19 protein-coding genes are annotated in these 22,387 nt (G+C 56.5%); 9 read left to right on the top strand and 10 right to left on the bottom strand.

Annotated features, from left to right (window positions below; genetic code table 11):
- Positions 1 to 56 precede the first annotated feature (56 nt).
- A complete protein-coding gene (gpmI, locus tag P8935_RS12840; RefSeq protein WP_348260689.1) occupies positions 57 to 1,670 on the bottom strand; it encodes a 2,3-bisphosphoglycerate-independent phosphoglycerate mutase in 1,614 nt (537 codons plus the stop codon).
- Between the two features lie 363 nt (positions 1,671 to 2,033).
- On the opposite strand from gpmI, the gene P8935_RS12835 reads away from it, so the two are divergent.
- On the top strand, positions 2,034 to 2,846 hold the full coding sequence (locus P8935_RS12835; protein WP_348260688.1) for a hypothetical protein: 813 nt from the start codon (positions 2,034 to 2,036) through the stop codon (positions 2,844 to 2,846).
- An 86-nt stretch (positions 2,847 to 2,932) separates the two neighbouring features.
- On the opposite strand, the gene ampH is transcribed toward P8935_RS12835, so the two are convergent.
- On the bottom strand, positions 2,933 to 4,183 hold the full coding sequence (gene ampH / locus P8935_RS12830; protein ID WP_348260687.1) for a D-alanyl-D-alanine-carboxypeptidase/endopeptidase AmpH: 1,251 nt from the start codon (positions 4,181 to 4,183) through the stop codon (positions 2,933 to 2,935).
- Positions 4,184 to 4,359: 176 nt separating this feature from the next.
- Positions 4,360 to 5,655, bottom strand: a complete 1,296-nt coding sequence (gene eno / locus P8935_RS12825; RefSeq protein ID WP_348265334.1) for a phosphopyruvate hydratase — start codon at positions 5,653 to 5,655, stop codon at positions 4,360 to 4,362.
- A gap of 461 nt (positions 5,656 to 6,116) precedes the next feature.
- Here eno and P8935_RS12820 point away from each other — a divergent pair, with 461 nt between their 5' ends.
- On the top strand, positions 6,117 to 7,049 hold the full coding sequence (locus P8935_RS12820; RefSeq protein ID WP_348260686.1) for a hypothetical protein: 933 nt from the start codon (positions 6,117 to 6,119) through the stop codon (positions 7,047 to 7,049).
- Between the two features lie 109 nt (positions 7,050 to 7,158).
- Here the strand turns inward: P8935_RS12820 and P8935_RS12815 are convergent, their stop codons facing one another.
- Positions 7,159 to 9,090: a PAS domain-containing protein gene (locus P8935_RS12815; RefSeq protein WP_348260685.1), complete on the bottom strand. Its 1,932-nt coding sequence runs from the start codon at positions 9,088 to 9,090 to the stop codon at positions 7,159 to 7,161.
- Between the two features lie 223 nt (positions 9,091 to 9,313).
- Here P8935_RS12815 and P8935_RS12810 point away from each other — a divergent pair, with 223 nt between their 5' ends.
- On the top strand, positions 9,314 to 10,171 hold the full coding sequence (locus tag P8935_RS12810; protein ID WP_348260684.1) for a 3-hydroxybutyryl-CoA dehydrogenase: 858 nt from the start codon (positions 9,314 to 9,316) through the stop codon (positions 10,169 to 10,171).
- Between the two features lie 538 nt (positions 10,172 to 10,709).
- A complete protein-coding gene (locus P8935_RS12805) occupies positions 10,710 to 11,468 on the top strand; it encodes a hypothetical protein (RefSeq protein WP_348260683.1) in 759 nt (252 codons plus the stop codon).
- Between the two features lie 261 nt (positions 11,469 to 11,729).
- Here the strand turns inward: P8935_RS12805 and P8935_RS12800 are convergent, their stop codons facing one another.
- Positions 11,730 to 12,620, bottom strand: coding sequence for a vWA domain-containing protein (locus P8935_RS12800; RefSeq protein ID WP_348260682.1), 891 nt, complete (start codon positions 12,618 to 12,620; stop codon positions 11,730 to 11,732).
- Between the two features lie 648 nt (positions 12,621 to 13,268).
- Here P8935_RS12800 and P8935_RS12795 point away from each other — a divergent pair.
- Positions 13,269 to 14,408: an alpha/beta hydrolase-fold protein gene (locus P8935_RS12795; protein ID WP_348260681.1), complete on the top strand. Its 1,140-nt coding sequence runs from the start codon at positions 13,269 to 13,271 to the stop codon at positions 14,406 to 14,408.
- Between the two features lie 61 nt (positions 14,409 to 14,469).
- On the opposite strand, the gene P8935_RS12790 is transcribed toward P8935_RS12795, so the two are convergent.
- Positions 14,470 to 15,849 carry a serine hydrolase gene (locus tag P8935_RS12790; protein ID WP_348260680.1) on the bottom strand — a complete coding sequence of 460 codons (1,380 nt, stop codon included), beginning with the start codon at positions 15,847 to 15,849 and terminating at the stop codon, positions 14,470 to 14,472.
- Between the two features lie 516 nt (positions 15,850 to 16,365).
- On the opposite strand from P8935_RS12790, the gene P8935_RS12785 reads away from it, so the two are divergent.
- From P8935_RS12785 to P8935_RS12770, 4 genes are read left to right on the top strand one after another with little or no spacing between them, the layout of a single operon-like run.
- Complete coding sequence (locus P8935_RS12785; RefSeq protein ID WP_348260679.1) at positions 16,366 to 17,811, top strand: ATP-binding protein; 1,446 nt, start codon at positions 16,366 to 16,368, stop codon at positions 17,809 to 17,811.
- Between the two features lie 48 nt (positions 17,812 to 17,859).
- Positions 17,860 to 18,279 (top strand): VOC family protein, encoded by a 420-nt coding sequence (locus P8935_RS12780; RefSeq protein WP_348260678.1) that lies wholly within the window; start codon positions 17,860 to 17,862, stop codon positions 18,277 to 18,279.
- Entirely contained in the window at positions 18,279 to 18,848 is a 570-nt protein-coding gene (locus tag P8935_RS12775) for a GNAT family N-acetyltransferase (protein WP_348260677.1), read from the top strand. The genes P8935_RS12780 and P8935_RS12775 overlap by 1 nt, the downstream gene beginning before the upstream one ends.
- Before the next feature lie 27 nt (positions 18,849 to 18,875).
- The gene (locus P8935_RS12770; protein ID WP_348260676.1) at positions 18,876 to 20,387 is read left to right on the top strand and encodes a hypothetical protein; all 1,512 of its coding nucleotides are present in this window, start codon (positions 18,876 to 18,878) and stop codon (positions 20,385 to 20,387) included.
- A gap of 30 nt (positions 20,388 to 20,417) precedes the next feature.
- Here P8935_RS12770 and P8935_RS12765 read toward each other — a convergent pair whose 3' ends face one another.
- The 4 genes from P8935_RS12765 to P8935_RS12750 form a co-directional block, all read right to left on the bottom strand.
- Positions 20,418 to 20,882, bottom strand: coding sequence for a DUF3574 domain-containing protein (locus P8935_RS12765; protein ID WP_348260675.1), 465 nt, complete (start codon positions 20,880 to 20,882; stop codon positions 20,418 to 20,420).
- A gap of 31 nt (positions 20,883 to 20,913) precedes the next feature.
- Positions 20,914 to 21,198, bottom strand: a complete 285-nt coding sequence (locus P8935_RS12760) for a DUF427 domain-containing protein (RefSeq protein WP_348260674.1) — start codon at positions 21,196 to 21,198, stop codon at positions 20,914 to 20,916.
- A gap of 243 nt (positions 21,199 to 21,441) precedes the next feature.
- A complete protein-coding gene (locus P8935_RS12755; RefSeq protein ID WP_348260673.1) occupies positions 21,442 to 21,765 on the bottom strand; it encodes a hypothetical protein in 324 nt (107 codons plus the stop codon).
- Between the two features lie 120 nt (positions 21,766 to 21,885).
- A complete protein-coding gene (locus P8935_RS12750) occupies positions 21,886 to 22,329 on the bottom strand; it encodes a hypothetical protein (RefSeq protein ID WP_348260672.1) in 444 nt (147 codons plus the stop codon).
- Positions 22,330 to 22,387 lie beyond the last annotated feature (58 nt).

Genomic DNA, 22,387 nt, shown 5'->3' with positions numbered 1-22,387 from the left:
CAAAAATTAGAGGCCTCCCGCTTTGGGAGGCCTTTTGCATTTCGTCATCGTACTCGTTACTTGACCAGTGGCACGCGCAAGTCCCCGCCCGTCATCTCCTTTGGCAATCCGAGATGCAGAAGATTCAGCAGCGTCGGCGAGATATCACGCAATGACCCGTCAGGTCGCAGCCGATACTTGGGACCATCTTCCGCAACATAAATCATCGGCACCGGATTCGTAGTGTGCGCAGTGTGCGGGCCGCCAGTCACTGGATCGACCATCATTTCAGCATTGCCGTGATCGGCCGTAATCAGCCAGCTTCCGTTCTTTTCCTTGATGGCTTTATAGATGCGCCCGAGCTGCGCGTCTACGGCTTCGCACGCGCGGATCGTGGGCTCCAATTTTCCCGAGTGGCCTACCATGTCGGCATTGGCAAAGTTAGCCACCACCAGGTCGAAAGCAGTGTCGTTGATCGCCTTCACAATCGTGTCGCCAATCGCCTCGGCCTTCATCTCTGGCGCCAGATCGTAAGTCGCAACTTTAAGCGATGGAATAAGCGTGCGATCCTCGCCCGGAAATGGAATTTCGATGCCGCCATTAAAGAAGTACGTTACATGTGCAAACTTTTCCGTCTCGGCTACACGGAGGTTCCGCAGGTTATGTCCCGACAGAATATTCGCCAGGATGTTGTCCATCGACTCCGGCAGAATAATCATCGGGAGCGCGTACAGCTTGTCGTACTGCGTCATGCAAAGGTAGTGCAGGTTCTTCGGAATCTCGCTGCGCGGAATCGTCTCGTCGAGCGATTCCCAGCCCTCAAGATTGCGGCCGCCATCCTTGTTCAGTCCGCTTTCACGCGCCAGCACACGGGTAATCTGCCGTGCACGATCCGCGCGGAAGTTGAAGTTGATGCAGACATCCTCATCGCGAATCTGCCCCACCGGCTTCCCTGCCGCGTCGACCACAACAAAAGGAATCAGGAACTCGTCGGTGATGCCGTTGTTGTAGTTTTCCTTGATGCGCGCAACTGGATCGGCATACGATCCGCCTTCAGCCTTACCGTTCACCATCGCATCGAATGCCTTGCGCTCGCGCTCCCATCGCTTGTCGCGATCCATGGCGTAGTAGCGTCCGTTGATTGAGGCCACCTTGCCCACGCCATACTCGCGCATCTTCTGCTCAAGCTTTGCGATATACGCGGCGCCCGAGTCAGGAGCAGTATCGCGCCCATCCATGAACGCGTGCACAAAAACGTTCGGCAACCCGTGCTCGCGTGCCACGCGCAGCAGCGCGTACAGATGCTCCTGATGCGAGTGCACACCACCGTCTGATACCAACCCGAAGAGATGCAAAGCATGCCGTCCATCGCGCGCCTTTTGCATCGCCTGCATGATGGTCGGTTCTTTCGCAAATTGCCCCGAAGCGATCAGCGCGTCGATGCGCGTAATGTCCATCTGCACAATGCGTCCCGCACCAATGTTTAGATGGCCCACTTCACTGTTACCCATCTGCCCATCGGGCAAACCGACAAAATGGTCGGAAGCTTGAATCAGCGTGTTGGGAAACTCGCGCAGCAGTTTGTCATAAGCCGGCTTGCGCGCTAGCGCAATTGCATTGTTGGCTGTTTCAGCCCGATAACCCCATCCATCAAGAATGGTCAGAACCAGAGGGTGTTTCGTTGAAGCCACGAAGATACCTCGTATTCAATCGATGTACTTGATATCAGGATAAATGCTCAATGTGTCTCCCCACGTGGCAACGGTCACATCGCGACACAGTGCAGCGCCTTGCCTCGGTCAGCAAACCGTCGACGGCGGATGTCTATTGGGAGAAAAACGCAATTCGGCCTCTACATGAAATTGAGGGGGCCCCATCCTTGCGCAGCAAGGGTGGGAAAGCACATCTCATCCGATATTCATTGTCTTGGAGTGTCTCGGCGCGACATGTATGAACTGGGGTTATCGAGAATTTCCACCGAGCGCAAAAGCTGTTACTTCCGGTCAGACGGTTACTCGACCGCTTCGGATGTAAGCGACTGGTATCATCGGCGCGTGGAAGATCAAGCACTCAAATGGTGGCATGTACGGTGGGGATTGGCTGGCCGAATAATCTCTCGGTTCGCAATTGTTTCTGGAAAGCTCATTGGGCTGCTGTTCTTGGTCGGTGCCGTTGGTTGGGGAGTTCTTTATCTGCTTCAGCCTTGGCTGTCCTCACAACACCTCGGCAAGATTGATCCTCAATTGAGCATTATCCCGGTGAGCATCTCCAACAAGGCTGAATCCCCCTTGTCCAATTCGAATATCGAACATTATGGCTTCATATTTCGACTACCCAATAAAGGGATCGCCAGAACCATCGAACAAACAACTCTTGTCCGATTTCCCAATGGCATGTTGGAATTCCCCCGCCCAGAGCGCTATGAAGATTCGCTCGTATTTGCATCAACTCACAACGATGAGCATGTGGAGAAGTTGCTTGGCCGGGAAATGCTCCATTCCCAGTTCAAGCTGATGCAGGTAGCGATGTTGGCTACGCCTGAACAAGTGAAATGGTGGAGGTTTCGCTCATCACAAAACGAGAGAGCATCGCTTTTGCTCGTCTTGAAGTTTATTGCGCTCACGGAGTCCTCTCCAGTGCACGCCCTTACGATTCGTCCCGTCTACACGATTTCCTCCGGCGAGTTCCACGGGTTTCAGGTAGGAAACCCGGATGTCCCGCCCTACGAGGCACGTATAGATTTGTACGATGGAGCAGACCGCCATCTCGCCTTTGACATTTGGGGGGGCGAGGGCCACGGACAAGTGCTCACTCAAGAAGAGATCAATGCAATGGTGGCCTCAATCCGACCCGCCTCGGACCATTGATTCTATCGGCAAATCTCGACACCAAAGAGGGATTGCTGAGTGAAGTCCCGAGTGGTGGCTAAACCAGAAATACGTTCCGAATTCCTCTAGCTACCCCCAACCGTCCTTTGATTCGCATGCATTGCGCGTTTCCGTCTGCTCGACTTGTTCGCGTGCACCCGCGTTTGCAACGAGCGCCTAGCCGAAGCTCTCCTCGTCGGTCGGTCCGGAAACGGCGGCAGCCCCGCGAGCGCGAGCAATCCGTTATTCGACGCCTTGAAAAGATTGAACCCTGGTTCCCAACCTCCCGCTCTGCCCTCGGTCATTGCCACAAAAATCGCCGTGTGGCTCGCCGGATGAATCGCGATATACGTCGTGAATCCCGCTCCGGCGCCTGTCTTCTCAATCACGTGCGATTCATCCCCGCTCGCTCCCAGGTGCATCCATCCGAGGCCGATTCCGCTCGGTCGTCCCGCATGGTCCAGTCCGTATTGTCCTTTCAGACTTGATGGCAGCAGATACACATCACGCGCATATTCCGCCTGCGCCGGTGCCCCCGCTCCCACCAGGTAGCTGAGGAACTTCACCATATCCGCCGGCGTTGAGTACAAGCCGCCGCTTCCCTCGGTGTTCGCCGTGATCGTGCAAGGCCCCTCTTCGTGCGCCCCGGTCATCAACCGTTCGCACTGTCGAGATTTCGGAAAGAAGGTTGTATCCCACATCTTCAGCGGCTTCAGCGTGCGCGTTTCAAGCAACTGGGGGTAAGGCGTATGCAAAGCCTCGGCAAGCGCGTCACTCAACAAATCGAACCCAACGTTGGAGTAGAACGCCTTCGTTCCCGGTGTGAACTTCAGCTCCGTGCTCGCAAGCCAGTGCCATCGCGTCTCATAGTCCGGATAGGAAAAATGCGGTGCCCTTCGAGGGGCAGTTCCAATCTCGCGCTCCAGGCCAGCCGTATGAGTCGCCAGTTCCTCCAGGGTGATGACCGCGTCTTTCTCAGGAACGACCGCACCATTCGGTGCATATTTCTTCAGCGGGTCGTCCAGGTTAATCTTGCCTTCAGCCACAAACTGCGCCAGCAGATCGGTAGTAAAAATCTTGGTCAGCGAGCACAACCGAACTTCTGAATCCAGCGATGGAGCCTGGTGCGATCCTGGCACTGTCTCGCCGTAGCTGTGGAAGTACATCTGCTTCCCGCGCACCACCACCAGCACAAGCCCCGTCGCGCGGCTGTTTGCATAGAGGTCGGAGCCGAGAGCCTCGGCTTCCTTCAGGTCATGCAGCACTATAGTCGGTGATGTCTGGGCTGCAGCAGACAAAATGCTCAGCAGAAAAAAGAGGGATGTGAGGAAGCGCATTATCTCTAGTGTAGGACTCCCCAGGCTCGTCCAATTGAGATTCCCGAACTTCGGTCATCCGATATGGCAATCCTATAAGCAATAAGTCCCCACCCGTGTCTCTGGATGAGGACTTATGCAAATCGTACTGGTTCTCAACTACCCGAGGCGAAGCCGTCTGGCCCCACCGCAGGTGGTTACTCGTCGTTAAAGTTCAGTGATTCCAGGCCAAGATAAACCGCGCCAGCACCAAGCTCTTCTTCGATCCGGAGCAGTTGGTTGTACTTGGCGATACGATCGGTGCGGCTAACGGAGCCCGTTTTGATCTGCCCCACACCCGTGGCCACCGCGAGATCGGCGATAAACGTATCTTCGCTCTCACCCGAACGATGCGACATCACCGACGTGTATCCATAACGGCGGCCAAGCTCAATCGCTTCTAGAGTCTCCGTGAGCGTGCCGATCTGGTTGACTTTGATCAGAATCGAATTCGCCACACCCTCTTCGATGCCGCGCTGCAGACGCTTAACGTTGGTGACAAATAAATCGTCGCCCACCAACTGGATGCGGCTTCCCAGTTTGTCGGTGATCAGCTTCCAGCCTTCCCAGTCGTCTTCAGCCAGACCGTCTTCAATCGAAACGATTGGATACTGGCGCGCCCACTCCGCCCAGAAGTCCACCATCTCTTCGCTGCTCAGTTCCCGCTTGTCGCTCTTCTTGAATACGTACTTCTTCTTGTCCTTGTCGTAAAACTCAGACGACGCAGGATCAAGCGCAATGGCAATCTGTTCGCCGGGCTTGTAACCAGCCGCCTCGATTGCTTCGAGGATCAATTCCACAGCCTCAGTGTTCGACTTCAGCGAAGGAGCGAATCCGCCTTCATCGCCAACCGCCGTGTTGTAGCCCTTCTTCTTCAGAACACCCTTCAGGGTGTGGAAAGTCTCCGCTGCCCAGCGCAGTGCATCGCTGAAGCGCTCCGCACCAACCGGCATAATCATGAATTCCTGGAAGTCGACGTTGGAGTCGGCATGAGCGCCGCCATTCAGCACGTTCAACATCGGCGTGGGCAGCACGCTGGCATTCACGCCGCCGAGATAGCGATACAGCGGAATCTCCAAGGTCTGCGCCGTCGCGCGAGCCGCCGCCAGCGAAACCGCTAGAATCGCATTCGCGCCCAGCTTGCTCTTGTTCGGCGTGCCGTCAAGCGCGATCATCGTCTGGTCAATCAATCTCTGATTCGAGGCGTCCATTCCTTCAAGTTCGGGAGCGATGACGGTTTCGACATTCTCGACCGCCTGCAACACACCTTTGCCCATGTAGTGGCTCTTGTCGCCGTCGCGCAATTCAACGGCTTCATGCTCACCAGTCGATGCGCCCGAAGGCACAATGGCGCGGCCAAGTGCACCGCTCTCCAGAATCACATCTGCTTCAACGGTGGGGTTTCCACGCGAATCAAGTACTTCGCGCGCGCGAATAGCAACAATCTCTGTCATATCAGTCCTCGCAATGCGGTGCTGCAGCCGGTCGTTCAGTTTGGGACGGCGATCCACGGCAACAGCTTCTCCGGCAGCGCTCTGAATTGTTTCCAGAAGCTCGTGCACGTGTTCAAACCCCTCTCCGTCCAGCGCACAAAATACGTAGAAAAATGAAAGTTGTTTCCGTACGGATTCTACCAGTCGTGGCGCTGGCGCTCGTTGTGGCAGCGGTCACATGCGGCAACCGATAGCAGGCATAAAGGATGGCCCTTGGGGTATCTCAGTTGATTCGTGCTGTGCAAGGCACCTCCACACCTCCGTTGTGCGCCGCCAGTAATGGCCGCAAGCTAGCATTTATTCGGGTGAGGTTTGCGTCGGAATAGATTTTCACGTGCCTCGCTCGGAACATTTTCAAGCAGCCTGTGTCTAATCCATCAAGGGAAGCACCGCCTGCTTCAAACCGAACAGGGAGAATTTGGATGAACCGGCCGATTCTTGCATGTGCACTCTTCGCATTGGCTACCACCGCACTCATGGCCCAGGACGCTAGCCAGTCCAGCCCCTACCAGGGAACCTCCAATCCTCCTCCAGACGATTCCATCATCACCACCGAGCAGCAGGTGCCGATACCCAAGCCACCTGCCGGCCATCCCATGCAATCAGCGCCGGTCATGCAGCCCGCTCCGCAGCAAATGACCGTCCGCCAGAATGCGGCCCCAACCCCGCAGACCTACGGGGACGGCACAGATGAAGGTATTGTCGGCGTAGCACCTTCCGATCCCACACTTTCTAAACGCGCCACTGCGGTGGATCCTGACAGCGACATCGTCCACCCTGCCCCGCTTCCTCCCGGCATGCTCGGCGAAGGGACCATGATTCGCGTTCGCCTGCTCGACGAAGTTTCCAGCTCTTTCTCCGAACCAGGCCAGCCCTTTCGCAGCCGCGTGGCCAGCGACGTCATGCAAGATGGACAGATCGTCATTCCCGCCGGCGCTGAGATCGATGGCAAAGTAGCCCAGGTTTCTACTGGCCACTTCGGCGGTCACGGCTCCATCCTTCTCCAGCCCGAAACTGTCACTCTCGCAAATGGCAGCACGTTCCACCTGCATGCAATGGTCCGGTCAACTCCCGGATCGCACCTACGAGTCGGCTCTGAAGGAGTCATCACGCCCGGCTCCCGTCTTAAAAAGGACGGACTCGAATATGCCGGCGTTGGAGGCGGCGGAATGGTTGTTGGCGCAATCCTCGGCGGTCCTGTCGGCATGCTCGCAGGCGGTCTCGTTGGAGCGGGCCTGGTCACAACCCACAACCTCGTCAGCCATCCGCAAGCCAACATCGATGCCGGGGCCTACCTGATGCTCACGCTCACTGATCAGGTGCAACTCGTTCCGGCAGGCTCGCAAGGAAATTAGATTTTTGGGGTAAACATGGGGTAAGTTACTTAGGCGCGATTTCGGTCGCGCCTTTTTCTTTTGCGAGCATCGATTTCTGGCTCCTCCACCGGTAAGCCTTCTCTGCGCACTAACCCTCTTGCACCAGGTTCGACTCCGCCGGCAGCCAGATTGAAAACGTAGTTCCGCTTCCCTCTGCAGATCGCCCGCTGCGGACACGCAACACCGCATGATGTTTCCGCAGAATTTCCCGGCTCACCCAAAGTCCCAGTCCAGTGCCCTTATCGCCCTTGGTCGTGAAGAAGGGCTCGAACAGCCTATGCAGCGTTCTCTTGTCCATTCCAGTTCCATTGTCTGCGATCGTGACGCGAACGCCCCGCTCTCCGGTCTTCGGATGCAGCTGATCCCGAGTCCGCAGCAGGACCTTGCTGCCGCTTTTGCAGGCGTCAAACGAGTTGCCGATCAGATTCGCAAATACCTGACGCAACTCGGATCCAAAGCAGTGCACAAGTTGCTCGTCTCGATAATCAAGTCTTACCTCAATTCCCGCATCTTTCATGCGAGCGAGGTAGATCGCCGCTGAGGACTCCAGCAAATCCGAAAGTTTCTCTCGCGACGACTTGTTCGACTGACGATTAAATCGCAAAGTATGTGTGACGATGTGCGAAACACGCGCCAGTTCCTGCTGCGCTGAAGCACTGAATTCCCTGATCGTCTCTTCGTTCGAATTCTGATGGATCAAATACAACAGGTTCAGGACCGACGCCAGCGGATTGTTGATCTCGTGCGAAATCGACGCGGCAAGCCTGCCCACAAGCGCGAGCTTCTCGCTGCGAATCAAAGCTTCCCGCGTCTGTTTCAGCGCGGTCACATCCTGGGTCACTCCGTCGAACCGGATCGGCACATCCGTGACAGCATCATAGGCGGTGCGCCCGGTCGCCCGAATCCATTTCTGCTTACCCTCGGCCGAAACGGTCCGGTATTCGAGGTCATAGCGCCCATGGCTTCTAATCGACTCCTCAATAGCGCGGCGCGTATTTTCCCGATCGTCAGGGTGAATGATCTCGTAGAAAAGCTTGATATCCACGTCGGCGTCTGCCGGAAGCCAGAAGTGTTCCTTCACGCGATCGTCCCACGACAGCTTGTCAAACGGCAGGTCACAGAACCAGTAGCCAATCCCGGCCGCTTCGGCGGCAAACGCGAAGCGCTCCCGCTGCTCCTTAACTTGATTCACCGCAGTCTTGGCTTCCGTTACATCCAGTACAACGCCGACCAGGTGAGCACTGCCTGCAACGCGCCGTCCCTTGGAATGAAGAATCCTCTGTCCGCGCTCTGGATGTAGGTATCGGTATTCAATCTCCATCGCTCCGCTCTCGACCGACTCCGCGATTGCACCGCGGACACGCGGCAAGTCGGCAGGATGAACGCGCGCGGCCCACGTCTCGGTAATCGTCTTGGCGTCGTCATTTGGATCAGTTCCAAACAGGCGATGTAGTTCCGAGGAAAGAACAGGTGTATTGGAAACGGCGTCCCACTCCCACGTGCCCATCTGTGCAGCTTCATGAGCAACGCGCAGCCGATCCTGGCTGACTTCGAGGGCCCGGCGGCTCTCCACCCGATCAGTCAGGTCCACCGCGTGAATGAAAACTCCATCGAGTATGCCGGCGGCATCCACCATCGGCTGGCAGACAAAATCAAAATACCTGTCCTGGGTCTCTCCCGTTTCAAACTGAATGAACGGAATCTTGACTTCACGCCCGCGGAACGGCTCTCGCGTACGAACAGCTTCGTCGAGAATCTCGAAAATTCCGGTCCCTTCAAGCTCCGGCAAACCCTCGCGAAAAGTACTTCCCAAAAGCTGATCGGCTGATATCCGCCCTGTCGCTCGAACGGCCAGGTCATTTACATAGGAGCAGCGCAACTCTGGACCGCTCAGGAATGCGATCGCCGCAGGAGCGTTAGCCAGAAGTTCTTCGAGCCTCGGCTGTTTTAAGTGAGGAATTTGGATCCCCAACCTGCTGCTCGTCTGTTGATCGAGGGAACCATCAGGAGTGATTTCCATCTTGCTCTCGTCGCACCGTTCCATCTGCTAGCGCCTGGCCCCAGTTTTGACAGGAAGGTAGGAATCACCGTCGATTTGAAGCCCCATAGAATTCTGCGTGGATAGCGCCAAATCTGAGATGCATCACTCCGAGGCGCGGGTTGCCCCTCATTAGACCCACCTGAACACCATGGTGCCCGCCTCAACTGCTAAACTCCCATTTGCCGTCGGAGGAAGTTTGAAGGTGGGAGACATACAAACAGTAGCCGTCGTGGGCGCCGGAACCATGGGGTCGGGAATCGCTCACGTATTCGCCCGGTCGGGCTTTCCCGTAATCCTGTGTGATGTTGAACAGCGCTTCCTTGACCGCGCTCTTGCCTCCATTCACACCAATCTCGGCCGCGAGGCTGCCAAGGGAAAGCTGACGGAAGCTGATGTCGAGCAGTCTCTCAGCCGCATCACCGCCACGGTAGACATGGAGTCGCTCTCCGTCGCACAACTCGCCGTCGAAGCTGCACCCGAACGGCTGGAGTTGAAGTCTGAAGTCTTTCGCGCCCTCGACCGCATCCTCCCTTCCGCCGCAATCCTCGCCACCAACACCTCCTCCATCTCCATCACAAAGATGGCCGCGCTCACGAAACGTCCCGCTCAAGTTATCGGTATGCACTTCTTCAATCCCGTCCCGGTAATGGCGCTGGTAGAAGTAGTGCGCGGCATGGCCACCAGCGACCCAACCTTCGCCGCGGTACGCGACCTTTCCGTCAAACTCGGCAAAACACCCGTCGAGGTCAACGACGCCCCCGGCTTTGTCTCCAACCGCGTTCTGATGCCGCTGATCAACGAGGCTGCCTTCGCTGTAATGGAAGGCGTAGCCACTCCCGAGGCCGTTGATCAAGTCTTCAAACTCGGCATGGCGCATCCCATGGGTCCGCTCACACTAGCCGACTTCATCGGCATCGACGTCTGCGTCGATATCATGCGTGTGCTCCAGGAAGGCTTCGGCGACCCCAAATATCGCCCCTGCCCTCTGCTCGTCCGCATGGTCGACGCCGGATGGCTAGGCCGCAAATCCGGCCGCGGCTTCTACACCTACGAAAAATGACATTGGCGTGCAAAAGACCTTCGTCATCCGCGACCGAAGTGGAGGGAACTGCAGTTGCCTTTCAAACCGATCTATTCGAGGAATGCCAACACTTCCCGATTGTGTTAGCTGAATAGTTCTCCCCGCATCGACCTCATAGGCCCGTTTCGAATTTCCTCTTAGGTTTATCACCCGGATGCGCAGCCGAAGGATATGCGCGCAGAATCCAAATACGTTCTCAGAAATTGGGTGCCCCACGTCCCGATTTTGGGACCTGGGAAAGCACGATCTCCCCCGGCTTTTCGTGCTCTTGGATGGCGCAGCGTGCCACGCGTGACTGCGGTTGCCTTTCATAACTTCTGCATGGATCCACGATTTCGACTGTACGGGCGAATTGTGGCGCACTCTTTCCTAGGCGGGCTAGGGAAGAGTGGCCGGTGACACCACCGTGATCACCGTTTACGGGCGGTCATACACCCAGAACTCGTTCGATATCCGTTGACAACCACCTTAGCGCCCTGCGATGCTCCAGCTTCCCCAAATCAACTGGAGGTCACCGGTGGAGAACGTCTCGCGCTGGAAGTGGCATGTTCGCGGAAAATGGAATACACGGGAAGATCGGATTCCTTCTGCCGTCTACCTCGGTGTTCTTTGGGTAGGCATGGCCCTAGGCTTTGGGATGGACGCCCGGAACTTCCTTCACCAAAACCCGCCACTCGCCCTGCACCTTCATGCGGCTGTCTTCACCATCTGGATGTTCCTGCTCACCGCGCAGGTTCTCTTCGTCGTCCGCAACCGCGTGGACCTTCACCGCAGGTTGGGCTGGTTACTGGTCGCATGGGCCTGTCTCATGGCCGTCATGGGCCCCGTCGCGGATTACACCGTAATCATGGCGCAGGTAAGGGCACATGGCCCAATCCCCGTACCCTTCGAAGCCATTCACGTGGTCGACGTCGGCGGCTTTCTTCTTCTCCTTGCACTCGGCATTGCCAGGCGCAGGGATCCTGCTACCCACAAACGGTTCATGATTCTTTCCACCGTTGCCCTAGCCGATCCCGGGTTCAGCCGCCTCATTGGCTACGCTGTTCCAGCCTGGAATCCGCAACCTGGCTTACCGTTTTTCATCTACTTTTTCAACGGCAACATTCTCCTTGTTTCGTTGATGCTAGGCTGGGACTTTTATCGGGGCCGGCTGATCCGCTCCCACGTTATCGCCTCGATCTCACTTCTTGCGTTCCTGTATATCGCCTCCGCAATGCTGAACTCGAAACCCTGGGCGGATCAAACGCTCCAATGGGTGACCGCCTGGGCGAAGTAGAAGTTGTTTGGCACTGTTGCCCCCCCGGGGTTCCGATTTGGATGGTGGACCATTCAGAAGTAATCCGGCGGTGAAGGCGAACCTTCGTCAAAGATCAGAATAGGCGGTTACAGGCGGAACACCCGCAGTCAAGTCGGCGATCACTGGACCATGAAGTCATCTTTGTCCTGCATCAGACGAGGGACCGCACCCCCCGACAAAAGAACCTCCGACGTTAAGACCCCGAGCTGTTACATGCGATCTTGCGGCATCTAACTGGCTTCAGTTAGTTACCGGAGGTGCTGTCGCATCACAACCGGAAATCATAGAAACGTGAACAATTTCCGTCCGGTGCCCCGAATTCCCATTCGGCCCTATCATCTCAATCTTTAGCTTCTCAGGCTTCAGCACAGGCTGCGACGCTTGCAGTACAACCGTGAAAGGCGCGTCTATGGTGGACCACAACTGACTTGCAGCTTCCGCAACTCCCGACGCTGACGACGGATGCGCAAGGATTCCTCCGGTTTCGGTAACAACCTTCTTGAAGTATCCCCGCCGTTTCTCGTCATCCGAATAATCGAGCACGAGACCAAAAACCGGAGGCCACCGATTCTTCAGAAATAAATCTATCGTTTGTTCAGGTGTGTTGTGGCTTTCGTTATCCTTGCCGTCGCTGAGAAAAATCAATACGGTGTTCGGATCTTTCGCCGAGTTCGCTACCTCGATCAGCGTATCGTAAAGTGCCGTTCCGTCCATGCGGGGTTTAAGAGTAGCCAATCGCTCAAGCAATTTGTTTGTGGCTTCTCGACCATTGGCGAAATCGAAGATCTGGTAGTTAAACACAACCACACCGACTCTATCGCCGGCACCTCCTGTTAGTTGCTTCGCGGCTTCTAGGGACTGCTGCCACTCTGCTTTCATGCTGCTGCTAAAGTCGATCAGTACGATTGTCGCTGGCTTCTGCGCATTTGTGACCGAAATGACCCTCGCCGGGTTCGCGCCAATCTTCGCGGTCAACTGTTCTGACGTCAGACTCACTGCAGACGTCCCGGGATCGCTCCGCACGCGCACTGTCGTGGTCACCCGGCATTCCTGCCCAAAGCTGCCGAGAGTGCCGAAAAAGAAAACGCCACACGCAATCGCCAGCAAACGCCAGCCATGCCGCAGTTCCATAGTCCTTAATTCCTCATCCTCAGCACCCTACACACAACGAGGGTGAAGTTCAAGCTCGTGGCTCATCCAAGTCACGACGCAAACTTTGTTCAGCGAGCGGATCGTGGGCAACTCTTCCCTTTGCCAGATCTTCACTCTCGAAGCTGAACCATCGGCCGTTTCATCATTGGGCCGCAATATGCGCTGGGGTAATGAGGCACGTCAGTTCACACCGCGATTTGCAGTTCTTCTATGCGATCCCGAAGTGATATCCGCCCTGGAGTTTCTGCGCACGAACGCAGTCAAGAACCTCGCGCGACCTTTTCCGCTAACTCATTCATTCAGCTCGTAAAATTCACCACCCGCATTTGCAGGTAATTAAGCCGCTCTCAGGCACAATGGAAGGCGTGGAATCGATTCACTCGCAAGTCGCTCCGCCATCCTGATTCACTGATCTGAACTCCTTTCCAGCTAACTCCAATACCCAGAGGAATCTGCGGCTAAGTCACACGGAAAGAGTAATTTGCAGGCCTACGCTCAATGTAAGTCTTTACCTGGGACGATTTTGCATCCAGAGTCGGGGGGGAGAGGGGGTATATGCAACAATCTGGTTGCGCAACGGGACTGCCATACACTGGAAAACACCGAGCACAAGAGAGATCAATCGCAATGAAACTTCTTCCTCGAGCATCAGCGTTAGTTTTCCTTGCCTCCGCGATTGTCGGATTCGCCCAGGTGCCAGCTGCACCACAAACGCCACCGGCAGCCGCGCGTCCGACGTTTCCTACTCGGGATGCACACACCCCCGGCTACGTCGACGCGAAACAACTGCCCGACGGCACCGTCCCACCCGCCGACGCTGACGGAAACTTCATCATCGGCCCCACCCATCCATCGGCACCGGAAATGTCCGCGCCCGATCTCGCCAACGGCTCCGTCGTCGAATTCACGATGAACTCCGCCGACAGCAAGTACTACCCCGGCATTGCCCGCGACAAAGGCACCTTTGGCACCTCCGATCCAAACGATCCCGCAAAACTCATCATCACCACCAGCCATCCCGCTCCCTACACGCGCAAGGTAGCCGTCTACGTACCCAAGGCCTATGTACCTGGCAGCGTAGCCCCCTTCATCGTCGGCGCCGATGGCACCGACCGCATGCTGTTCACCGCGCTCGACAGCATGATCGCCGCGCACAAGCTGCCTGCCATGATCGCCATCTCCATCGGCAACGGGAGCGGCGACGCGCAAGGCAGCGAGCGCGGCCTCGAGTACGACACCATGTCCGGTCGCTACGCGGAATTCGTTGAGAATGAGGTGCTGCCCCGCGTCGAGAGCGAAGCCCACGTCAAGCTCACCCATGACCCCGATGGTCGCGCCACCATGGGCGGCAGTTCCGGTGGGTCCTGCGCTCTGATCATGGCCTGGTATCATCCCGACCTTTATCATCGCGTGCTGACATATTCAGGCACATACGTGAATCAGCAGTGGCCCTATGATCCGAAGTCGCCGCACGGCGCGTGGGAGTTTCACGAGCATCTGATTCCGGAAAGCAAGCGCATGCCGATCCGTATCTGGATGGAAGTCGGCGACCGAGACCTTTTCAATCCCAACGTAATGCACGACAACATGCACGACTGGGTAGAAGCCAATGAGCGCATGGCCAAAGTCCTGGCTGCGAAAAAGTATCACTATCAGTTTGTGTTCGCAGTAAATGCAGGCCACGTCGACCGCGCGGTGAAGGCGCAAACCCTTCCCGAAGCACTGGAATACGTGTGGCAGGGATACAAAGCAAAAGGCGCGAAATAAGCCGTACAGGCCCCTGTGCCTCTCCGGGCTTTAGAATCCCTGACCACCTCTTCACGGCTCGTCAGTGCTTCTTGGCAGGAATGTTCTGCCCTCCCTGATGGAGGATGAGCGAAGTAATGGCTCCGCTGGCGTCAGGCACGAATTCGATATCGGCCCCAACTTGCGCTACAAAAAATGTAGGATGTCCGTCCTTCACGCCCTGGTACATCAGGTTGGTGGAAGGCTGTCCGGTTCCCTGCCCGGTCAGATGATCGCCGCTGACGGCAATGGTGAGTGAAAACGTTGGCGCCAGATCGTAGACACCGGCAAATTTCGCCAGCTCTTCTTTCGTGATCGGCACCGCCTTGCGTTCGGTTGCAAGAACTACGGGCTTACCGAGAACAGTGTCCATCAGTTGATTGCCCATTGAATCAGGTGCGCCGCCGTTAACATTGCTGAGAACGACGACGGCGATCTGCTTTTCCGGCGCATACATAAGATTCGTATTGAAGCCTTCAATTCCGCCGCCATGGCTGACCACGCGTACTCCATCGCGATTCGCAATGAAGACACCGAGACCGTAGTCGCCTTTGCCGGGGGTCGTCATCAATTTCAGTGAATCAGCACTCAAAACCTTGCCACCGAACAAACCGTGCTCCCACTTCAGTAGATCGCCCGTGGTGGAGTAGATGGCCCCGGCTGACCAGGGAATCGACATCGACTCTGAACGCGCAACCTCTACCCCATGCGGTCCCGGCATATATCCCACGGCACGTTTCGGTAACACCAGTTCATCAGAATCCAAACCCGTGTCCTTCATGCCCAGAGGATCGAAAATCCGCTCGCGCAGCAGGTCAACGTACTTCTTTCCGCTCACCTTCTCAACGACAACTCCGAGCACAATGAAGTTGGAGTTGCTGTAATCGAACTTGCTCCCCGGCTCAAAGTCGAGCGGCTTATCGCGAAAAAGTGCAATCTCCTCATCAGGCGTGTGCGCGCTCATGCTCCAGGTGTGAAACTCCTTGAAGCCCGTAAAACTTGGGATTCCGGAGGTATGTCCAAGCAGGTTGGCCAGAGTGATTTTTGCCCATGCCGGCGGCGAGTCCGGCAAGTACTTGCTGATGGGATCACTGATGCTCAGCTTGCCGTCCTGCTGCAGCAGCAGTATCAACGTTGCAGTGAACTGCTTGGTCAACGACCCAAGCCGAAACTTGGTCTCCGGCGTGTTAGGAACCTGCCACTCCAGGCTGGCCATTGCGTAGCCCTTGTCGAGAAGCACATGATCGCCCTCAACCACGAGCACCGTACCCATAAATGCGTGATTTGGTGTATACGAGTTCGCAATCTGTTCAAGGCGGGCCTTGGTAGCTGCTTCGTCATTCGCTTGGGCCAGCCCCGTTGTGCCGCTGGCGGCAAGACACACCGATGCGATTACAGTTGCGATGATGATGCGACGCGACATGAAATCCCCCTGATTCTGGTTATAGGTTGGAAAATGACTACGCCCCTCGCGAAGTCTCGGTTTCGCTCTCGAAAATGAACATCTTCCCCTCAAGAAGCGCGCCTCCAATTGGCGAAACCGCATAAATTTGCGTTGGCATCAAGCCCGTTCCGCTTCAAACGCGAAACCCCTCGCCCTTCCTGCCTCCTCGCGCATTCACATCGAAAGCATAGGTAGCACTGCACCGTCGAGTCGAAATACTTTCGTGGCGTCAGCGAAGCCGGCAGCCGAAGTCTCACCGAGTCCGATAAGTGTCGAAGAAAGAAGAAGCAGCACAGAAAAGATATTGCGGAACATAATGAATTTCCTGGCAGAGAATTACAAACCGCCCATCATAGCATCGCCGCAACTGCCGTGCCGCAATTCGGGCTCGGCGATTCGCCGTTCGCCTTGATCCCGGACCGCTTCACAACAGTTCTTAACAGGTTGTGACTGGGGCATGGGCTATCCTGAACGTGCATAAGCCGGAGGTTCAGGATGCTCTCCCCTACCTTGACCGCGCCTGTCTGTCCTACGCCTGCTGAGACTATCGCGGCGGCCCTCGATCGTGTCGGACCACTGCAGGGCTTGCCGTTCGAAGACCGCCTCTGGCTCGCGCAACACGGCGAGGAGATCGTTGGACAGCCCGGCGACATCCTTTTTGAAGAGGGCCAGCCCGCCGACCGCATGATCCTCATCCTCAAAGGTGAGATTCACGTGCGACGCCAGCGCGGCGGACCGATGGAGTTGTTCATAGGCCGCGCCGGACAGATGACCGGACTGCTGCCCTTTTCGCGCATGAAAACCTCCGGCGGACAGGGATTTGCCGTGACGCCTGTCTGGGCTCTCCTCATCCGTAAAGAGACTTTCCCTGAGATGCTCGCAGCCATTCCGTCCATGACGCAGCGCGTTGTTTCCACACTCCTCGATCGCGTCCGCGAAGTCACGCGCATTGAGCAGCAGGCAGAGAAGCTCAACGCTTTGGGCAAGCTCGCGGGCAATCTGGCACATGAACTCAACAACCCCGCATCTGCGGCCCAGCGTGCAGCCTCGAGTCTCGTCATGGAACTGAGGTCGAATCGTGAAAACCGATTCAAGCTCGTTAATCTATGTCTTTCAGACGAGCAGATTCAAGGCGTGGAAGCCTGGGAGCAAAAAGTCCTGAGCCGGTCCTCCCGGCACGATCCGCGCGACACAGGCCAGCAAATCCAGTTAGAAGAAGATCTGCGAGCATGGCTCACCGCGTTACCCTGTGACGGAGCCTGGGAGGTTGCAGCTCAGCTCGCTGAACAGCGAACACACGTCTCCGATCTTGAGGAACTTCGCACACTCATTGGCGCCAACGAAACATGCATTTCGCTGCAATACTTCGCGCGCTACTTGAGGTCCACCAGATCGGTGGACACGCTATTGAACTCCACCGCTCGCATCTTCGACTTGATCAGTGCCGTGAAGGCGTACTCCTATATGGATCGCGCGCCGATTCTGGAAGTTGATGTGGCGGCAGGCCTCGATGCCACCATCCAGATGCTCCAGTCTCGCATGCAAAATATTGAGATCGAGCGAAACTACGAACCCGATCTACCCCGCATCAGCGCCTACGGCAGCGAGTTGAATCAGGTATGGACAGCGCTGATTGAGAACGCGCTGGATGCCCTCTCTGAATCCGGGAACGGCGGCAAACTGCGCCTTACTTGCCGTCTCGAAGGTGAAATGATGCTGGTGGAAATCTGGGACACAGGACCCGGTATTCCCCCTGAGTTGCAGGATCGCATCTTCGAGCCATTCTTCACTACGAAGGCGCCTGGACAGGGTCTCGGTCTTGGCCTTGACAACGCCATGCGTATTGTTCGCAAACATCGCGGACATCTCAGCGTGCGCTCCGATCCGGGATCAACCTGTTTCCGCGTGCGCCTGCCCCTCGATCAACTGCAGGCGTATTGACGCAAACGACCACCACTCTTATCGGCAAAACTACCATGGAGAATTTCAATGGCAGGTTCCGTGTCTACCGACAAGAAACTGGAAACAACTATCACCACCATGCTGTACGTTCGTCGCAGTGCCGCCGCAGTTGACTTCTATACGCGTGCGTTCGGGGCATTGACCGTCATGCGGCTCGACAACGATGACGGCACCGTAGTTGCCCACCTTGCCATTGGCAAAGGAGATTTTTGGGTTGCGGAAGAGTCACCCGTCCATCAGAATTTCAGCCCCGAATCCGTCGGCGGCAACAGCATGCACCCGGTCCTGATTGTTGACGATCCGCAAGCTGTCTTCGATCACGCAGTGGCCGCCGGTGCCTCCTCAATATGCCCGGTGCGGGACGAGGACTATGGCTGGCGCATCGGCCGCCTTGTCGATCCCTTCGGCCATCACTGGGAAATTGGCAGACCGTTGTCGGAGGGCTGATGGAATCGAACGCCAAAGCTGTCAAAGCGTCGGAGAAGATTGAGACAGCGCGGCTTCTGCTGCGCAGGCCAAAGCCAAGTGATGCCCAATCCGTTTTTCATCGCTATGCCTCTGACAGCGAGGTTACGCGGTACCTGAGCTGGCCCACGCATCGAAGTGTGGCGGACACCTTGGCGTTTATCGCGATGAGCGACGACGAGTGGCAACGTTGGCCGGCAGGGCCCTACCTTGTGATGACCCGGGAAAACGGCGCTAACGAAGAAATCGTAGGGAGCACTGGGCTCTTCTACAAGAGCGCCACGCGCGCCGTGACGGGTTATGTCTTTGCCAGAGACGCGTGGGGACAGGGCTACGCCACGGAAGCTCTGGAAGCGATGGTCGACGTGGCGCGCCAAACCGGCGTCGAGCGGCTCGAAGCAATCTGCCACGCCGAGCACACCACCTCGGCGCACGTGCTGGAAAAATGCGGATTTGTCCGCGAAGAAGTTCGCCGCGAACACTTCGTCTTCCCCAACCTGCGCCCGCAGAAAAAGAGCGATGTCTTCAGCTACGCCCGATCATTTGAGTAACACACCTGCCGTCTGATAGGAATCTACGTGAAAGCACCATGGAGGCCCGCTCTGCTTGATTCCTGCAAACTGATTCTAATTCTGGTATTCGCTTTTACCGGTATCCAAGCGCAGGAGATGCACGACCATCCCGCGCCGGAAAAACTGGGAAAAGTATCATTCCCCATCTCCTGCACGCCAGCAGCGCAGGACGAGTTCAATCGCAGTATTGCGCTCCTTCACTCGTTCGCATACTCTGCGGCAGGCGCGTCTTTTCAGAAAGTTGCTGTCACCGATCCCCACTGCGCGATCGCCCATTGGGGAGTGGCGATGAGTTGCTTCCACCAGCTATGGGGACCTGAAGTCGCGCCCACCTGCCTTGCAAATGCCAACCAGGAAATCAAAACCGCGCAATCGCTCGGATCATCCAACGCTCGCGAAGGGGGTTACATTCAAGCGCTTTCCCTCATCTTCAAAGATGCCGATTCGCTTCCCTTCTCTGCGCGCGATCACAAGTATGAGGAAGCAATGGCGACCCTCGCCCACGACAATCACGACGACGTGGAGGCGCAGGTGTTCTACGCCCTAGCCCTGATTTCGAATGCTGACCTGACAGATAAAACTCACGCGCGGCAGAAAAAGGCGCTTGCCATCCTCGAACCGCTGGACCGCACCTACCCGGAGCATCCCGGGATCACGCATTACATCATTCATGCCTGTGACAGCAGCGAACTCGCGCCACGGGGCTTGGCTGCCGCGCGAAAGTACGCGAAGATTGCGCCCTCCGCTCCGCACGCCCTTCATATGCCATCGCACATCTTTACGCGCCTTGGCATCTGGCAGGATTCCATCGCATCGAATCTGGCCGCCGGAAAGGCTGCTCGCGAACAGGGCGATACCGGTGAAGAGCTCCACTCCATGGATTACCTCGTCTACGCATACTTGCAGCTCGGTCGGTACGACGACGCTCGCAAAGTTCTCGACCATCTTGAGAGCATGAAGAACCTCGGCTCTGGCGACTTTAAAGCAAGCTATGCCGCAACTGCCATGCCCGTGCGCTTCGCCGTCGAGCAACGCCATTGGGACGAAGCTGCGAGGATCGATCCGATTCCGGGTTCTCCGCCAGATGTCGCCGCAATTGCCGTATGGTCGAAAGGGATCGGCCGCACCCGCAACCAACATACAACTGACGTAAGGAAGGAGCTCACTGACCTACAGAGGTATGAAGATCAATTGCATAACGCTGGAAGTGAGTACTGGGCTACGCAGGTCCGCATCTTGCGCGTGGAAGTAACCGCCTGGGCAGCCCAGGCAAATGCCAGACCAAAACAGGCAGAAGATCTCATGCGGACCGCTGCGGACGAAGAGGATGCGATGGAGAAATCGCCCGCCACCCCCGGACCTATCGTCCCCGCGCGCGAACAACTCGGAGAACTGCTTCTTGAACAGCACCGCCCGTCAGATGCAGCGGTAGAGTTTCGCGCATCTCTCGTAAATGCCCCAGGTCGTCGGGGAGCAATACAAGGTCTGTCCAAGCTGCCGCAAACGGCAGGTGAATGACGCCAGTGCACTCCGGGACTCTGGCTGAGCTTAGAACGAAACGTCGGCCGGCTCCGTCACCCGCATCACAGACTGGTCTCCAGTCTTCTGCTTCCAGGCTGCGCGAATGGCTTCGATCTTGGCGCGGTTTTCCGGCGTATCCGGGTAATCGATAATCAGCATCTTTGACCGCAGTCGCTCGGGCGTTTTTTGGTTCTTCCCTTGCCATTGCCCGTAGACGTCGAGCACGCTAAGTCCATTTGGAAAACGCGGCGTGACTTCGCGATCCAGAAATCCGCGCCAGTCCGCTTCGCTCACGCCCTGTTCCGGACGGTCGATCAATCCGAGTCCAAAATAGAGCTTGGTGTCCACCCAGCCCCTTGTGATCCCCGGGTGAGAGGGATCCCCCTGCAACGTCGGTGCTGCCGACACACTCGTTGGTGTGAATTGCTTGTGAGCACAGGCAACGAGAGTCAACGCCAGGAACGGCGCGAAAAATGCCCCACGAACCTGCATCCATACTCCTGAAAATTGGAGGATTTATTACTTACTTTTCTACTTCAACTCCACGCCAGAAAGCTACGAATCCTTTGATCTTACGAGCCGCCGGCTTAGGGTCTGGATAGTACCAGGCAGCGTCCGGATTATCTTGCCCGTCGATGTAAAGACTCAGATAGCGTGCCTGCCCCTTCCATGGGCATGTTGAAGTTGTGCTACTCGGGCGGAAGAACTCCCGCTTGAGGCTGTTCTCCGGAAAGTACACGTTTCCCTCAACGATTTCCGTCGTATCGCTTTCGGCAATCACTTGGCCGTTCCAGACTGCTTTTGCCATGATCTTTCCCACCGGAGTGCGCCGCGTCTCTTCCGAGCGTCAGCGAACATTAACCGTTAGAACAGTAACAGAGATTGAACGCGGTGGCGAGTGTCACGGAATTGAGAGTAGGGATTCAATTATGCCCTGAGATGCTCGACGAGCGTCAATGCAAGGCTTTCCCAACACTGAAGAGAGTCAGAGAGCACGAATGCTCCTGACTCTCATTTGTTGCCTGGCATGAGTTGCCGGACCTGAAGACGACTACTTTGCCGCCTCGATCGAGTCGATATGAACACTCTTTTTATCTGCGTCGGCAGTCGCCTTCACGGTTACATGGTCGCCGTAGAAGCTCTTCACGGAATCGGGGTTATCGATAGTCCAAACCTGCTTCTTTCCCTCGTCGACAAACACCGGGGACATGCCACCGGAGATGCACTTCTTGACGCATTCTGCACCGGAACCTGCGTGCTTGGCGCCGCACATCGAGTCGGAAATCCAGCCGTTGATAGTTTTGGAATCAGCTGCGTTGGCCGCGATAGCGGCAAACGAGACTACTGCTACCAGCATTGCGATGATGCGTTTCACTTTTTTGACCTCCATGGGGTGCGATAATCTACCGGCTCCCATCATGCTCCACACGACACATCTTAGACAAGCCAAGTCCTGAACCCGATTTGGCGGGATGAACGACCTCAACTGCATTCTTTACTTGGCGGTAAGGGCGCGACGGCGTGCCTCAACGTTCTTCAAGACCGCCTCATAGCGCGCGGCGGCGGCCGTAAACCGGTTGACCAGTTCCGAAGTCTTATTCATAAATGTCGGCATCTTCTCGCGAATGGCCTCGAGCATATGAGAGAACTTCGCGAGGATGAAGAACCCTTCCGCATTGCAGTCAACAAACAGTTCCGCTGACACCGCACCGTGCAGCACCATCGCCGCCCCCATCTCCCAATACGTGACCACCTGGCGGAAGAAGGCGTTATGCGGATCGGCTGGATTCTGGGCTACGGCAAAAAACTCTTCCGGAGTGTTCGGCCAGAACTCCCCCGTCATCCAGGCACGCGCCTCGCGCATCAACGTTTCGGTCCGCAGTTGGTACAGTTTGAGAATAATTTCAGCATCGGCAGGTGTTGCGAGCATGCGTTCCATGAGCAGGTGTTCTCCGCTGGCAATATTAACGGATTACGTTGAGACTCGCCGCCAGCTA

The organism is Telmatobacter sp. DSM 110680, from assembly GCF_039994875.1.
In the GTDB taxonomy this organism is placed as follows: domain Bacteria; phylum Acidobacteriota; class Terriglobia; order Terriglobales; family Acidobacteriaceae; genus Telmatobacter.
Note: the sequence above shows the minus strand (reverse complement) of the source record. Positions and strands in the feature narration are given on the sequence as shown.